This window comes from Thiobacillus sp. SCUT-2 (assembly GCF_035621355.1).
GTDB classification, from domain to species: Bacteria; Pseudomonadota; Gammaproteobacteria; order Burkholderiales; family Thiobacillaceae; genus Thiobacillus; species Thiobacillus sedimenti.
In genome coordinates, this window is sequence record NZ_CP141769.1 from 463,344 (window position 1) to 477,476 (window position 14,133).

The 14,133-nt window shown below is 67.0% G+C and carries 14 protein-coding genes and 5 tRNA genes; all 19 read left to right on the forward strand.

Annotated features, from left to right (window positions below; translation table 11 throughout):
• Positions 1–94 precede the first annotated feature (94 nt).
• The 19 genes from VA613_RS02180 to nusG all read left to right on the forward strand — a co-directional run bounded on the left by VA613_RS02180 (position 95) and on the right by nusG (position 14,036).
• Positions 95–1,477 (forward strand): TolC family protein, encoded by a 1,383-nt coding sequence (locus VA613_RS02180; protein ID WP_324780233.1) that lies wholly within the window; start codon positions 95–97, stop codon positions 1,475–1,477.
• A complete protein-coding gene (locus tag VA613_RS02185; protein ID WP_324780234.1) occupies positions 1,474–2,592 on the forward strand; it encodes an efflux RND transporter periplasmic adaptor subunit in 1,119 nt (372 codons plus the stop codon). The genes VA613_RS02180 and VA613_RS02185 overlap by 4 nt, the downstream gene beginning before the upstream one ends.
• The gene (locus VA613_RS02190; protein ID WP_324780235.1) at positions 2,592–3,296 is read left to right on the forward strand and encodes an ABC transporter ATP-binding protein; all 705 of its coding nucleotides are present in this window, start codon (positions 2,592–2,594) and stop codon (positions 3,294–3,296) included. The genes VA613_RS02185 and VA613_RS02190 overlap by 1 nt, the downstream gene beginning before the upstream one ends.
• A complete protein-coding gene (locus VA613_RS02195; protein WP_407702876.1) occupies positions 3,296–4,516 on the forward strand; it encodes an ABC transporter permease in 1,221 nt (406 codons plus the stop codon). Before VA613_RS02190 ends, VA613_RS02195 begins: the two co-directional genes overlap by 1 nt.
• A 74-nt stretch (positions 4,517–4,590) precedes the next feature.
• A complete protein-coding gene (locus VA613_RS02200; RefSeq protein WP_324780237.1) occupies positions 4,591–6,354 on the forward strand; it encodes a tetratricopeptide repeat protein in 1,764 nt (587 codons plus the stop codon).
• Complete coding sequence (gene lolB / locus VA613_RS02205) at positions 6,354–6,920, forward strand: lipoprotein insertase outer membrane protein LolB (RefSeq protein WP_324780239.1); 567 nt, start codon at positions 6,354–6,356, stop codon at positions 6,918–6,920. The genes VA613_RS02200 and lolB overlap by 1 nt, the downstream gene beginning before the upstream one ends.
• A complete protein-coding gene (gene ispE, locus VA613_RS02210; RefSeq protein WP_324780240.1) occupies positions 6,917–7,750 on the forward strand; it encodes a 4-(cytidine 5'-diphospho)-2-C-methyl-D-erythritol kinase in 834 nt (277 codons plus the stop codon). The genes lolB and ispE overlap by 4 nt, the downstream gene beginning before the upstream one ends.
• Before the next feature lie 11 nt (positions 7,751–7,761).
• Positions 7,762–7,836 (forward strand) — tRNA-Gln (locus tag VA613_RS02215).
• A 68-nt stretch (positions 7,837–7,904) separates the two neighbouring features.
• Positions 7,905–8,855 (forward strand): ribose-phosphate pyrophosphokinase, encoded by a 951-nt coding sequence (locus VA613_RS02220; RefSeq protein WP_324780241.1) that lies wholly within the window; start codon positions 7,905–7,907, stop codon positions 8,853–8,855.
• Positions 8,856–8,911: 56 nt separating this feature from the next.
• On the forward strand, positions 8,912–9,520 hold the full coding sequence (locus VA613_RS02225; RefSeq protein WP_324780242.1) for a 50S ribosomal protein L25/general stress protein Ctc: 609 nt from the start codon (positions 8,912–8,914) through the stop codon (positions 9,518–9,520).
• A gap of 42 nt (positions 9,521–9,562) precedes the next feature.
• Positions 9,563–10,171, forward strand: a complete 609-nt coding sequence (gene pth, locus VA613_RS02230; protein WP_324780243.1) for an aminoacyl-tRNA hydrolase — start codon at positions 9,563–9,565, stop codon at positions 10,169–10,171.
• Positions 10,168–11,259: a redox-regulated ATPase YchF gene (ychF, locus tag VA613_RS02235; protein WP_324780244.1), complete on the forward strand. Its 1,092-nt coding sequence runs from the start codon at positions 10,168–10,170 to the stop codon at positions 11,257–11,259. Before pth ends, ychF begins: the two co-directional genes overlap by 4 nt.
• 73 nt (positions 11,260–11,332) lie before the next feature.
• A tRNA-Tyr gene (locus VA613_RS02240) sits at positions 11,333–11,417 on the forward strand.
• Between the two features lie 84 nt (positions 11,418–11,501).
• Positions 11,502–11,575, forward strand: a tRNA-Gly gene (locus VA613_RS02245).
• A 36-nt stretch (positions 11,576–11,611) separates the two neighbouring features.
• Positions 11,612–11,686: transfer RNA gene (locus tag VA613_RS02250), tRNA-Thr, on the forward strand.
• 117 nt (positions 11,687–11,803) lie between these two features.
• Positions 11,804–12,994, forward strand: coding sequence for an elongation factor Tu (tuf, locus tag VA613_RS02255; protein ID WP_324780245.1), 1,191 nt, complete (start codon positions 11,804–11,806; stop codon positions 12,992–12,994).
• 59 nt (positions 12,995–13,053) lie between these two features.
• Positions 13,054–13,129 (forward strand) — tRNA-Trp (locus VA613_RS02260).
• Between the two features lie 29 nt (positions 13,130–13,158).
• Positions 13,159–13,506 (forward strand): preprotein translocase subunit SecE, encoded by a 348-nt coding sequence (gene secE, locus VA613_RS02265; RefSeq protein WP_324780246.1) that lies wholly within the window; start codon positions 13,159–13,161, stop codon positions 13,504–13,506.
• Positions 13,503–14,036 (forward strand): transcription termination/antitermination protein NusG, encoded by a 534-nt coding sequence (nusG, locus tag VA613_RS02270; RefSeq protein WP_324780247.1) that lies wholly within the window; start codon positions 13,503–13,505, stop codon positions 14,034–14,036. The genes secE and nusG overlap by 4 nt, the downstream gene beginning before the upstream one ends.
• Positions 14,037–14,133 lie beyond the last annotated feature (97 nt).

Below are 14,133 nucleotides of genomic sequence, written 5' to 3' on the forward strand. Positions count from 1 at the left end.
CATCCGGTTCGGCGATCTTTGTCGGCAAGCGGGAACCGAACCGGTACACTGCGATTCTATAGAATCGCGCCCGCTTCGCAGCCATTTTTCCATCTTGAACGTCCGATTTTCCCTCCTGCTGGTGCTGCTCGTCAGCGGCCCCGCTTTCGCTGCGGATCCCTTCAAGGTGTTCGAGCGCACGCCGCCGACGCCGGCCGCCGAACTGCGGCCGTTCGCCACCTGCGACGCATCGGCCCCGGCGGGCCCGATCACGCTCGCCCAGGCAGTCGAACGGGCCTTGTGCGCGAACCCGGCCACCCGCAGCACTTGGCTCACGGTGCGGCTGCGTGCCGCCGAACTGGGACAGGCCTACAGCGCCTACCTTCCCGGCGTGACCGTCAGCGGCAGCCGGGCGCGCGCGGGAAGCGACGTGCTGCCGAACGATCGCAATGCCTGGCAGTTCGGGCTCGATGCGCAGTACCTGCTGTTCGATTTCGGCGGGCGCGCGGCGCGGCGCGATGCGGCCGAGTCGCTGCTCGCGGCCGCACGTGCGAGCCATGACGCCGGCGTGCGGCAGGTGTACCTGCAGACGGTGAGCGCCTATTTCGGCCTGCTGACCGCGCAGGGCGCCGTGGCGGTCGCGCGCGAGGCCGAGGCCTCGGCGCTCGCCGCGTTCGAGGCAGCGTCGGCGCGCGTCGCCGCCGGCACCGCCATCCCGTTCGACCGCCTGCAGGCGAAGACCGTCTATGCGCAGCGCCAGATCGACCGCATCCGCGCCGAAGCCGCCGCCGCGCAGGCGCTCGGAACGCTGGCGGCGCTGATGGGGGACGCCCGCCAGACCGGCTTCAGCGTGATCGACGAGGAGCCGGCCTTCAGCCAGGCGCCGGATCTCAGCGGGCCGCTCGATGCGCTGATCGACGCCGCGCGCGACCGGCGGCCCGACCTGCGGGCCGCCGAAGCCACGGTGCGCGCCCGCCAGGCGGACGTGCGCAGCGCGAAGGCGGCGGGCAAGCCGAGCCTGTCCGCGTTCTACGACGCCCAGCGGCAGAATGGGGGCGGCCTCGCATCGACGAGTTCCAGCATCGGCGTCAACCTGACGATTCCGCTGTTCACCGGTTACCGCAGCACCTACGAGGTCGCCGCCGCGCGCACGCAGGCCGAGCTGGCCGCGACGGAACGCGATCGCGTGGCCAATCAGGTGGCGCTCGACGTCTGGCAGGCGTACTACAAGGTGAAGAGCGAGACCGAGGCGGACCGCCGCAGCGGCGAACTGGTCGACAGCGCCGTCGCGGCCGAAAGGCTGGCGCTCGGCCGCTACCGCGCGGGACTCGGCATCCTGCTGGACGTGCTGAGCGCGCAGGCCAACCTCGCCCTGGCGCGGCAGACGCAGCTGCAGACGCGGCTCGGGCTGAGGGTGGCGCGCGCCGAACTGGCACAGGCCATGGGAGACTTGAGTTGGGACTGGCTGGAACCGTCCGGACAGGAAGGGAAGCGATGAGAAAGATTGTCGTAGGGGTGCTTCTGGTCGCGGCGGCGCTTGCCGCCGGCTGGTGGTGGAGCGGCACGCGCAAGGCAGCGGAACCGCAATATCGCACCGCGACCGTGGACCGCGGCGACATCGCCGCCGAGGTTTCGGCCAATGGCACGCTCAATCCGGTGACCCTGGTGAACGTCGGCACCCAGGTGTCCGGCACGGTTCGGCGCATCGAGGCCGACTTCAATCAACCGGTGAAGGCCGGGCAGGTGCTGGCGGAACTCGATCCGGCGCTGTTCGAGGCAGCGCTGGCGCAGAGCAGCGCCAACCTCGCCAATGCCCGCGCGCAGCTGAAACTGGCCGAGGCGAACGCGGCGCGCATGCAGACGCTCTTCAAGCAGGACTATGTCTCGCGGCAGGAGTTCGACCAGGCGCTGGCGGCGCGTGAGCAGGCAGCGGCGCAGGTGCGGCTGGCGAGCGCGCAGGTGACGCGTGACCGCACCAACCTGGGCTTCTCGATCATCCGCTCGCCGGTCGACGGGACCGTGATCAACCGCCAGGTCGACGTCGGCCAGACCGTCGCCGCCAGCTTCCAGACGCCGACGCTGTTCCAGATCGGCAAGGACCTCACGCGGATGCAGATCGATTCCACCGTGTCGGAAGCCGACATCGGACAGATCAAGGTCGGCCAGCGCGTGAAGTTCCGCGTCGATGCGTTTCCCGATACCGAATACACCGGATCTGTGCGACAGGTGCGGCTCAACGCCAAGACCGAGCAGAGCGTCGTCACCTACAACGTCGTCGTCGACGTCGCCAACCCGGATCTGGCGCTGATGCCGGGGATGACCGCCAACCTGCAGGTCGAGGTCGAAAGCCGGAAGAACGTGCTGCGGGTACCGACGACGGCACTGCGCTTCCGGCTCCGTGCCGCGCCGGGCGAGGCCGCCGTCAAGGTGCGTGGTGCCGCGGTCTACCGCCTGGTCGACGGCAGGCCGCAACGGGTGCCGGTCAAGACCGGCATCAGCGACAAGGCCTACACGGAAATCGTGCGCGGCGACCTCAAGCCGGGCGACGCCGTGATCGTCGCCGACCTTTCGGTGCAGAAGGAAAACAGCGGCATGCGCGGACGCCTGTTCTGATGAACGCGTCGCATCCGCTGATCGAGGTGGCCGAGGTCGAGAAGGACTACCCGACGGGGGCGGGCGTGTTCCATGCGCTGCGCGGCGTGAGCCTCAGCATCGGCGAGGGCGAGTTCGTCGCCATCATGGGCGCGTCGGGTTCCGGCAAGAGCACCTTCATGAACCTGCTCGGCTGTCTCGACCGGCCGACGCGGGGCCGCTACCGCCTCGCCGGCCGTGACGTCGGCAGCCTCTCGTCGGACGAGCTTGCCGCCCTGCGCAACCGCGACATCGGCTTCGTGTTCCAGGGCTTCAATCTGCTGCCGAAGCTCACCGCACTCGACAACGTCGCGCTGCCGCTGATGTATGCCGGCATGGGGCGCGAGGCCCGCCGGCGGCAGGCGCAGGCCATGCTCGACCGCGTGGGCCTCGGCGACCGTTCTCATCACACGCCGCTGCAGTTGTCGGGCGGCCAGCAGCAGCGCGTGGCGATCGCACGCGCGCTGGCCACGCATCCGCGTCTCATCCTCGCCGACGAACCGACCGGCAACCTCGATACCGAGACGAGCCGCCAGGTGATGACATTCTTCAGCCAGCTCAATCGCGAGGAAGGCATCACGCTGGTGCTGGTGACGCACGAGCCCGACATCGCAGCCTACGCCCAGCGGCGCATCCGTTTCCAGGACGGCCGCGTCATCGAGGATCGAGCCGAGGCCGCCGCATGATCTTCAGCAGTCTGCTCGAGACCGCCTGGCACGCGCTCGTCACGCACCGCATGCGCAGCTTCCTGACCATGCTCGGCATGGTCATCGGCGTCGCTGCGGTCATCCTCATGCTGGCGATCGGCCAGGGCGCGCAGACGATGGTGCGGAGCGCGATCGAGTCGATGGGCAGCAATCTCTTCATCATCATGTCGGGCGCGGTCTCGTCGGGGGGCGCGCGTGTCGCCACCGGAACCGCACCCTCGCTCACCTTCGCCGACGCCGACGCGATCCGCGAACTGCCCGACATCGTCGCGGCCGCACCGGTATTCCCGGGCGGCGCGCAGATCATCTACGGCGGCGTCAACTGGAACACCTCGGTGTACGGCACGACGCCGGACTATGCCGTGGTCCGCGACTGGTCGATGGCCTCGGGCAGCTTCTTCAGCGAGGCCGACGTGCGCCGCGGCGCGCGCGTTGCCGTTCTCGGCGCCGTGGTCGCGAACGAGCTGTTCGGCGACGAGAATCCGATCGGCAAGATCATCCGCATCAAGCAGGCGCCGTTCGAGGTGATCGGCGTGCTCGCGGCGAAGGGCCAGAGCCTCGACGGCCGCGACCAGGACGACACCGTGCTGGTGCCGATCACCAGCGCGCAGCAGAAGATCTTCAGCAGCACGCTGCGCAATCGCGCCCGCTTCATCATGGCGCAGGCCATTTCGGACAAGCGCATGGACGCAGCCGAAGCGGCCATCAATGACCTGCTGCGCGTGCGGCACCGGATCGGCGTCGGACAGGACGACGACTTCACCGTACGCAACCTGACCGCGCTCGCCGAGACCGCCGCTTCCACCACCCGCATCATGAGCCTGCTGCTCGGCGCGATCGCGGCCATTTCGCTGGTGGTGGGCGGCATCGGCATCATGAACATCATGCTGGTGTCGGTGACCGAGCGCACCCGCGAGATCGGCATCCGCATGGCGATCGGGGCCCGTCGCCGCGACGTGCTGTGGCAATTCCTGATCGAGGCGCTGACGCTGTCGCTGACCGGCTGCGGCATCGGCCTGCTGTTCGGCGTCGGCGGGGCCTGGCTGGTCGGCCACTTCGCCGGACTGCCGGTGGACGTCACGGCGACGTCGGTCCTGCTTGCCGTCGGGGTGTCCTTCCTGATCGGCGTCTTCTTCGGTTTCTATCCGGCGCGGCGCGCCGCGGGGCTGGATCCCATCGAGGCGCTGCGCACGCAATGACCGCCCGCGAACCTTGCATACAGGCCGGCCTCTAACGCTTAGAATCGGCCCATGCCCCACCCATTAGGCACACCATGACCTCTCTCAAGCTCCTTCCTCTCTGCGCTGCGCTGGTGCTCGCGACCGGGTGCAGCCAGCTCGGCGTCAAGCCCGCCCAGCCCGCGGCGACGGCAACGCAGCCGCAGCCGCCCGCCGTGGCGGCGACGCCGCATGCGGCCGCGCCCGCGCCCGACGCCATCGATCCCGCCAGCCTGCCGAAGCAGCCCCTCACCCCGGACATCCTGTTCAAGTTCCTCGTCGCCGAGGTGGCGGGGCAGCGCGGGGACATCGCCCTTGCCGATGCCACCTATCTCGACCTGGCGCGGCAGACGCGCGATCCCCGCATCGCGCGACGCGCCGCCGAAGTGGCGATGTTCGCGCACGACCAGGCGGGTGCGCTCGACGCGGCACGGATATGGGCGGGCGCGGAGCCGGGCTCCGATCGCGCACGGCAGACGCTGGCGGTCCTGCTGCTGGGCGAGGGCCGCTTCGCCGAGGCGGAGCCGGTGTTGCGTGAGCTTCTCAAGCAGGACACGGCGACCGGCTTCCTTCATCTGTCAGCCCTGATGGGCCGGGTGCGCGGCAGCGCGGACGGCGTGGCCCTCATCGAGCGGCTGGCCGCCGATTATCCGGACCTGCCCGAGGCACGCATTGCGGTGGCCCAAGCCGCCGCAACGGCCGGGGACAACGGCAAGGCGCTGGCGGCGCTTGCGGAAGCCGAGCGCCTGCGCCCGGGCTGGGAGCCGGCGGCCCTGCTGCACGCCCAGCTTCTCGACCGCACGTCGCATGCCGACGCGCTGGCTTTCATGCAGGGCTTCCTCGCCGCCCACCCCGACGCGCGCGAACTGCGGCTGGCCTACGCGCGCGCCTTGGTGAACGCCAACCGCCTCGATGCCGCACGCACCGAATTCACCCGGCTGACCCGCGATTTCCCCGGCAATGCGGAAGTCAGCTTCGCCGCGGGCCTGCTCTCCCTGCAGATGGGTGACGCCGCCACCGCGCGCGATCTCCTCGCGCAAACGCTCGAAAACAAGCCGCGTGATCCGAACGCCGTGCAGTTCTATCTCGGACAGGCGGCCGAGCAGCTGAAGCAGCCCGACGTCGCCGCGACGCACTATGCGCGGATCGAGGGCGGCAGCTATCTGGTGCCGGCGCGCGCGCGCCAGGCTGCGCTGCTGGCGCAGGCGGGCAAGCTCGACGAGGCCGTCGCACTGCTGAAGGCCACCCGCGGCGAGAACACCGCCCAGAACGTCCGGCTGATCCAGGCCCAGGCCGAGGTGCTGCGCGAGGCCAAGCGCTACCCGGCGGCCTTCGCCGCGCTGTCCGACGGGCTCAAGCGCTATCCCGACTCGGCCGACCTGCTGTACGACCATGCCATGGCGGCCGAAAAGCTGGGCAAGCTCGACGTCCTGGAGTCCGACCTGCGCCGCGTGATCATCCTGCGTCCCGACGACGCCCAGGCTTACAACGCGCTCGGCTATACGCTGGCCGACCGCACCAAGCGCGTGGACGAGGCGATCAAGCTGCTCGACAAGGCGCTGGCGCTGGCGCCGGAGGACCCCTTCATTCTCGACAGCGTCGGCTGGGCGCAGTACCGCGCCGGCAACCTGGCACGGGCACAGGACTACCTCGAGCGTGCCTACAAGCTGCGCCCGGACCCGGAGATCGCGGCCCATCTGGGTGAAGTGATGTGGTTCCGCGGACAGCGCGACGAGGCGGGGAAGCTCTGGCAGAGCAGCCTGCAGAACCATCCGCAGAACGAGGTGCTGCTGGAAACGCTGCGCCGCCTCAAGCCCTGATGCGCGCATCATTCGCCGCAGCGCTGCTGGCGCTCGTCCTCGGTGGTTGTGCCTCGGTCGCGCCAGCCCCGCCGGGTGCGCTGGAAGGGGCGCGCCCGGCGGCCAACTGGACGCTGCAGGGGCGCATCGGCGTGCTGAGCAGCGAGCAGAACATGTCGGGCCACATCCGCTGGCAGCACCGCGCGGAATCCGACGATCTGCTGCTGACCTCGCCGCTCGGGCAGGGTGTCGCGCGCATCGTGCGCGATGGCGCGGGGATCGCGCTTGAACTGCCGAATCAGCCGGTTCGCCGTGCGCGCGATGCGGATACGCTGACGCGGGAGGCGCTCGGCTACGAACTGCCGGTGGCCGGCCTGGCCTGGTGGGTGCAGGCCCGCCCCGCGCCCGGACAGCCGTTCGAAGCGACCCGCGACGGTTCGGGCCGCCTGACGCAGCTCAAGCAGGATGGCTGGACCATCGATTACCTGCAGTACGAGGATGCCATGCCGGCGCGGCCGCGCAAGCTGGTCGTCGCGCGCGAAGGGCTGGAACTGCGCCTGGTGGCCGACCAGTGGACGGACGAATGAGCCACGCCTATCCGGCCCCCGCCAAGCTCAACCTGTTCCTGCACGTCACCGGCCGCCGCGCCGATGGCTACCACCTGCTGCAGAGCGTGTTTCGGCTGATCGATCGGAGCGACACCGTCCATCTCGGCTTGCGCGAGGACGGCCGTGTGGTGCGCGAGGGCGACTTGCCCGGCGTGCCGGAGGAACATGACCTGACGGTGCGCGCGGCGCGCCTCCTGCAGGCGCATGCGCCTGAAGGGGCGGGCGTCGGCATCCGCCTCGAGAAGGTGCTGCCCATGGGCGGTGGGCTGGGCGGCGGCAGTTCGGATGCCGCTACCGTGTTGCTCGCGCTGAACCGTCTCTGGCAGGTGAACCTGCCGCGCGAGGCCTTGCAGAAGCTCGCCCTGCGGCTGGGGGCCGACGTGCCGGTGTTCGTATTCGGCCGGACCGCGTTTGCCGAGGGGGTGGGCGAGGTCCTCCGCCCGATCGATGTTCCTGCGGCCTGGTATGTGGTGCTGGTGCCGCCGGTGCAGGTGCCGACCGCTGCAATTTTTGCGGCGCCGGAATTGACACGAAACACGCCAGCCCTCAAAATAGCGCCCTTTTCCGCAGGCATGGGTCACAACGACCTGCAGCCGGTGGTCGTGGAACGCTACCCGGAAGTGGCTCGCCATCTCGATTGGCTGGGCCGGTTCGGCGAAGCGCGCATGACTGGATCCGGCGCCTGCGTGTTCGCAGCGTTCGGGACGGAAGCGGCGGCACGCGACGTGCTGCAGCAGCTGCCCGCGACGATGCAGGGTTTTGTGGCGCAGGGTCTCGACCGGCATCCGCTGTACGATTTCTGCGCCTGAGCAGTGCCCGTTGGGGAGTCGCCAAGTGGTAAGGCATCGGATTTTGATTCCGACATTCGTAGGTTCGATCCCTACCTCCCCAGCCAGAATTTAGCGAGCAGCCGCCGGTGGCGGCTGTTTTTGTTGTTGTCCCGCCAAACCGCCGGAGACTCGCGTGTCCATAGACAATCTGATGGTGTTCACGGGGAATGCCAATCCCCGTCTGGCCAACGATGTGGTGCGCCATCTCAACATCCACCTCGGGCGTGCGACCGTGTCGCGCTTTTCCGACGGCGAGGTGATGGTCGAGATTCTCGAGAACGTCCGCGGCAAGGACGTGTTCGTGCTGCAGTCGACCTGCCAGCCGACCAACGACCACCTGATGGAAGTGATGGTGATGGTCGACGCGCTGAAGCGCGCCTCGGCTGCCCGCATCACCGCGGCGGTGCCGTACTACGGCTACGCGCGGCAGGATCGCCGCACCCGCTCGGCGCGCGTGGCGATCACCGCCAAGGTGGTGGCGAACATGCTGCAGGGCGCGGGGGTCGACCGCCTGCTGACGATGGACCTGCACTCGGACCAGATCCAGGGCTTCTTCGACATCCCGGTCGACAACATCTATTCCAGCCCGATCCTGCTCGGCGACATCTGGAAGCGCAACCATCCCAACCTGATGGTGGTGTCGCCGGACGTGGGCGGCGTGGTGCGGGCGCGGGCGATCGCCAAGCGCCTCGAATGCGATCTGGCGATCATCGACAAGCGCCGCCCCAAGCCGAACGTGGCGAAGGTGATGCACATCATCGGCGACGTCAAGGATCGCACCTGCATCATCATGGACGACATGGTCGATACGGCCAACACGCTGTGCGAGGCGGCCAATGCGTTGAAGGAACACGGCGCGCAGAAGGTGATGGCCTACTGCACGCACGCGGTGCTGTCGGGCAGCGCCGCCGAGCGCGTGACGAATTCCGCGCTCGACGAACTGGTGGTGACCGACACCATCCCGCTGCGCGACGACGCGCGCGCGTGCAAGAAAATCCGGCAATTGTCGGTGGCTGAGCTGCTGGCGGAAACGATCCGCCGCATCAGCAACGAGGATTCCGTCAGCTCGCTCTTCATCGAGTAGGGCTGCGCGAATGCCCCTGGTCGCGGGGGCTCTTATGTCAACCAAGGAGAAATCTCATGGAAATCGAAGTCATCGCCAACAAGCGTGAAGCGCAAGGGTCGAGTGCGAGCCGCCGCCTGCGCCACGCCGGCAAGGTCCCGGGCATCGTCTACGGCGGCACCGCCGCCCCGATGCAGATCGAGCTGGATCACAACGCCCTCTACCATGCCCTGCGCAAGGAAGCCTTTCATGCATCCGTCCTGACGCTCAACGTCGACGGCGCCAAGGAATCGGTCCTGCTGCGCGACACCCAGTGGCATCCCTACAAGCAGCAGGTGCTGCACATCGATTTCCAGCGCGTCGACAAGGATCACAAGATCCACGTCAAGGTGCCGCTGCATTTCCTCAACGCCGACGTCGCACCGGGCGTGAAGACGGGTGGCGGCAAGCCGCATCACATCCTGAACGAGCTTGACGTCGAGTGCCTGCCGGGCAGTCTGCCGGAGTTCATCGAAGTCGACATGGGCAAACTCGAAGTCGGACATTCGATCCATGCCAATGACCTCGTCCTTCCGGCCGGCGTCGAACTGGTCGCCCACGTCAAGCAGGAAAACCCTGCCGTGGCGTCGGTCAGTGCGCCCAAGGGCGGTGCGGCCGAAGAAGCACCCGCGGCTCCCGCGGCGTAATGCGGATGCGCACCCCCTCGCGGGGTGCGGACTGCGTGCTGCATGTCAGCGCCTAGCCCAATCGCCCCGCGTCTGATCGTCGGCCTCGGCAACCCGGGGCGCGACTACGAAGAAACCCGGCACAATGCCGGGTTTTGGTTTTGCACCCGCCTTGCGCGCGAACGGGGCGTGGCGCTGGCCCACGAATCGCGATTCCATGGCATCGTCGGGCGTGCCGGCCCGCTCTGGCTGCTCCTGCCGCAGACCTTCATGAACCGTTCGGGGCAGGCGGTGGGTGCGCTGGCGCGCTTCCACCGCATCGCCCCGGCCGAGATCCTGGTCGTGCACGACGAACTCGACATCCCGCCCGGCCAGCTTCGCCTGAAGTTCGGCGGCGGCATGGGAGGGCACAACGGCCTCAAGGACATCACCGCGCATCTGGGCACCCAGGACTACTGGCGCCTGCGCGTCGGCATCGGGCATCCCGGCGACCGCAACGAGGTCGTCAACTACGTCCTGAAGCCGCCGCGCCGCGAGGAGCAGGCGGAAATCGACGCCGCGATCGAGCGTGCGCTCGATCTCGTGCCGCTGGTCGAGAAGGGCGAGTGGAACGCCGCCACCCAGCGCGCCAACAGCAAACCCGCACCCACCAAACTTCAGGAAGCACCATGAGCCTCAAATGCGGCATCGTTGGCCTGCCCAACGTCGGCAAATCGACCCTGTTCAACGCCTTGACCCAGGCGGGCATCGCGGCCGAGAACTATCCCTTCTGCACCATCGAGCCGAACACCGGCGTGGTCGAGGTGCCGGACCCGCGCCTGGCGCAGCTGGCCGAGATCATCCAGCCGCAGAAGGTCGTGCCGGCCATCGTCGAATTCGTCGACATCGCGGGCCTGGTCGCCGGCGCGTCCAAGGGCGAGGGCCTGGGCAACCAGTTCCTCGCCAACATCCGCGAGACCGACGCGATCTGCCACGTCGTGCGCTGCTTCCACGACGAGAACGTGATCCACGTCGCCGGCAAGGTCGATCCGATTTCCGACGTCGAGACCATCGCCACCGAGCTGGCGCTCGCTGACCTGGCGAGCGCCGAGAAGGCCCTGGCGCGCTACGAGAAGCCTGCGCGCGCCGGCGACAAGGAGGCGCAGAAGATGGTCGCGGCGCTGAAGCCGGTGGTCGCGACCCTGAACGAGGGCCGCCCGGCGCGTGCCGCGGGCCTCGATGCCGAGGGGTTGGCGGCGATCAAGCCGCTTTGCCTGATGACGGTCAAGCCGACGCTATATGTCGCCAACGTCAGCGAGGACGGCTTCCACGACAACCCGATGCTGGACGCGCTGGTGGCCTATGCCGGCAAGGAAGGCGCGCCGGTCGTGCCGGTTTGCGCCGCCTTGGAGGCCGAGCTGCAGGAGCTTTCGCCGGAAGACCGCGTGGAATACCTGAAGGAACTCGGCTGGGACGAGCCGGGCCTGAACCGTCTGATCCGTGCCGCCTATGATCTTCTTGGCCTGCAGACCTATTTCACCGCCGGGGTGAAGGAAGTGCGCGCCTGGACCATCCACAAGGGCGACACCGCGCCGCAGGCGGCGGGCGTCATCCACACCGACTTCGAGCGCGGCTTCATCCGTGCGCAGACGATCTCGTTCGAGGACTTCGTCGCCTGCAAGGGCGAGCAGGGCGCCAAGGAGGCCGGCAAGATGCGCGCGGAGGGCAAGGAATACGTCGTGCGGGACGGCGACGTGATGAATTTCCTGTTCAACGTGTAAAAAGCCCGGGTTTTTGCGGCGCGGGGGTTTGACAGCCTGTCTGCAGGCCCACTATAATCTCGCGCTTCGTTTGGGTGGGGTTCCCGAGCGGTCAAAGGGATCAGACTGTAAATCTGACGGCTCTGCCTTCGAAGGTTCGAATCCTTCCCCCACCACCAGATTTTTGCAGTAGGAGCAGGGCGAAGCGGGAGGAGTGTGGTTGTTGGCGCGTGAGCGGCTTGTCAACCACGGCCCCACCCCATGCGGGTGTAGCTCAATGGTAGAGCTGAAGCCTTCCAAGCTTAAGACGAGGGTTCGATTCCCTTCACCCGCTCCAGTTTTTGTATGGGCTTAGACGGGTATTGAGTCCATTGCCCATGTAGCTCAGTGGCAGAGCACTCCCTTGGTAAGGGAGAGGTCGGCAGTTCAATCCTGCCCATGGGCACCAGAATTTCGGGCGCCGCGCCGGTCCCGGTGCCCGCAAGGTTTTTGAAGTCAGGCGGTTGTCGGGATGCTGTGCGTGATTGACCGCATCGTTCTTGTGGAAAATTGAGGGGTACTTGAAATGGCTAAGGAAAAATTCGAGCGGACCAAGCCGCACGTAAACGTTGGCACGATTGGACACGTTGACCACGGCAAGACCACCTTGACCGCGGCGATCACCACCATTCTGGCGAAGAAGTTTGGCGGCGCTGCCAAGAAGTACGACGAGATCGACAGCTCGCCGGAAGAGAAGGCGCGCGGCATCACCATCAACACCGCGCACGTCGAGTACGAGACCTCCACCCGTCACTACGCGCACGTTGACTGCCCCGGCCACGCCGACTACGTCAAGAACATGATCACCGGTGCCGCCCAGATGGACGGCGCCATCCTCGTCGTGTCCGCCGCCGACGGCCCCATGCCGCAGACCCGCGAGCACATCCTGCTCGCCCGTCAGGTTGGCGTGCCCTACATCATCGTCTACATGAACAAGGCCGACATGGTCGACGACGCCGAACTGCTCGAGCTCGTCGAAATGGAGATCCGCGAGCTCCTGTCCAAGTACGACTTCCCTGGCGACGACACCCCCATCATCATCGGTTCCGCCCTGAAGGCCCTCGAAGGCGACCAGAGCGACATCGGCGAGCCCAGCATCATCAAGCTGGCTGACGCGCTGGACTCCTACATTCCCGAGCCCGAGCGCGCCATCGACAAGCCCTTCCTGATGCCCGTCGAAGACGTCTTCTCCATCTCCGGTCGCGGCACCGTCGTCACCGGCCGTGTCGAGCGCGGCATCATCAAGGTTGGCGAAGAAATCGAGATCGTCGGCATCAAGCCCACCCAGAAGACCACCTGCACCGGCGTCGAGATGTTCAGGAAGCTGCTCGACCAGGGCCAGGCGGGCGACAACGTCGGCGTCCTGCTGCGCGGCACCAAGCGTGAAGAAGTCGAGCGCGGCCAGGTTCTGGCCAAGCCCGGCAGCATCAAGCCGCACACCAAGTTCTCGGCCGAGATCTACGTGCTGTCCAAGGACGAAGGCGGTCGTCACACCCCGTTCTTCAACGGCTACCGTCCGCAGTTCTACTTCCGCACCACCGACGTCACCGGCTCGATCGAGCTGCCGGCTGGCACCGAGATGGTGATGCCTGGCGACAACGTGAGCATCAAGGTGTCGCTGATTGCCCCGATCGCCATGGACGAAGGTCTGCGTTTCGCCATCCGTGAAGGCGGCCGCACCGTCGGCGCCGGCGTCGTGGCCAAGATCGAAGAGTAAGACCCGGCTCGGCCGGAAGGCTGGGGTGGGCTGCGGTCCGCTCCGGCCTGAAGTAATACAGGCCAATAGCTCAATTGGTAGAGCGTCGGTCTCCAAAACCGAAGGTTGGGGGTTCGAGACCCTCTTGGCCTGCCACAGGATAAGCCGTTAGGCGCACAGCATTCATGGCTGACAAAATCAAGCTGCTGGTAGCGGTATTGCTGGTCATCTTAGGGGTGGCCGGCTTTTATTTTTTTGCGGACGCGCCAACCGTTGTGCGCGTCCTGTCGGTCGTTGCCGGCGTGGTGCTGGCGGGTGTCGTGGCCGGCATGTCGGCGTTGGGCAAGCGATTCTTCCGGTTCGCCCTTGATGCGCGCGACGAGGCCAAAAAGGTCGTGTGGCCCACCCGCAAGGAGACCGTGCAGATGACGGGGGTCGTCGTCGCGTTCGTCGTGGTGATGGCGCTGTTTCTGTGGATGGTCGACGGAATTTTGTTGTGGCTGGTGAAGCTGGCCATGGGACAGGGGAGTTGAGTATGCGGTGGTACGTGGTTCATGCCTACTCCGGCTTCGAGAAAAGCGTGGCGCGCAACCTGGCCGAGCGCATCGAGCGTGCCGGCATGAAGGATCGCTTCGGCGAGATCCTGGTTCCAGTCGAGGAAGTGGTGGAGATGAAGGCGGGGCAGAAGAAGACCGCCGAGCGCAAGTTCTTTCCCGGCTACGTGCTGGTGCAGATGGAGATGGACGACGACACCTGGCACCTGGTGAAGAGCACGCCCAAGGTGACCGGCTTCGTCGGCGGCACGGCGACCAAGCCGGCACCGATTTCCGAGAAGGAAGTGCAGGCGATCATGGATCAGATGCGCGAGGGTGTGGAAAAGCCCAAGCCCAAGATCCTGTTCGAAGTGGGCGAGACGGTGCGCGTGATCGACGGCCCGTTCACCGACTTCAACGGCAACGTCGAAGAAGTGAACTACGACAAGAGCAAGCTGCGCGTGTCGGTCATGATTTTCGGGCGCGCGACGCCCGTCGAGCTGGGCTTCGGCCAGGTCGAAAAGAGCTGATTTCCGGCGCACGCCGGAAAGAGGAAAATATCCGGTTTTCCGGAGAGGAGCGCGAGTAGGGCAACCGAAAGCGCGTTGGTACTCACTTTTTAGGAGC

Bases quoted from the DNA above. Each gene is read 5' to 3' on its own strand.
- VA613_RS02185 (WP_324780234.1), top strand. From the start codon at position 1,474: ATGAGAAAGATTGTCGTAGGGGTGCTTCTGGTCGCGGCGGCGCTTGCC.
- VA613_RS02190 (WP_324780235.1), top strand. From the start codon at position 2,592: ATGAACGCGTCGCATCCGCTGATCGAGGTGGCCGAGGTCGAGAAGGAC.
- VA613_RS02200 (WP_324780237.1), top strand. From the start codon at position 4,591: ATGACCTCTCTCAAGCTCCTTCCTCTCTGCGCTGCGCTGGTGCTCGCG.
- lolB (WP_324780239.1), top strand. From the start codon at position 6,354: ATGCGCGCATCATTCGCCGCAGCGCTGCTGGCGCTCGTCCTCGGTGGT.
- ispE (WP_324780240.1), top strand. From the start codon at position 6,917: ATGAGCCACGCCTATCCGGCCCCCGCCAAGCTCAACCTGTTCCTGCAC.
- VA613_RS02225 (WP_324780242.1), top strand. From the start codon at position 8,912: ATGGAAATCGAAGTCATCGCCAACAAGCGTGAAGCGCAAGGGTCGAGT.
- pth (WP_324780243.1), top strand. From the start codon at position 9,563: ATGTCAGCGCCTAGCCCAATCGCCCCGCGTCTGATCGTCGGCCTCGGC.
- ychF (WP_324780244.1), top strand. From the start codon at position 10,168: ATGAGCCTCAAATGCGGCATCGTTGGCCTGCCCAACGTCGGCAAATCG.
- tuf (WP_324780245.1), top strand. From the start codon at position 11,804: ATGGCTAAGGAAAAATTCGAGCGGACCAAGCCGCACGTAAACGTTGGC.
- secE (WP_324780246.1), top strand. From the start codon at position 13,159: ATGGCTGACAAAATCAAGCTGCTGGTAGCGGTATTGCTGGTCATCTTA.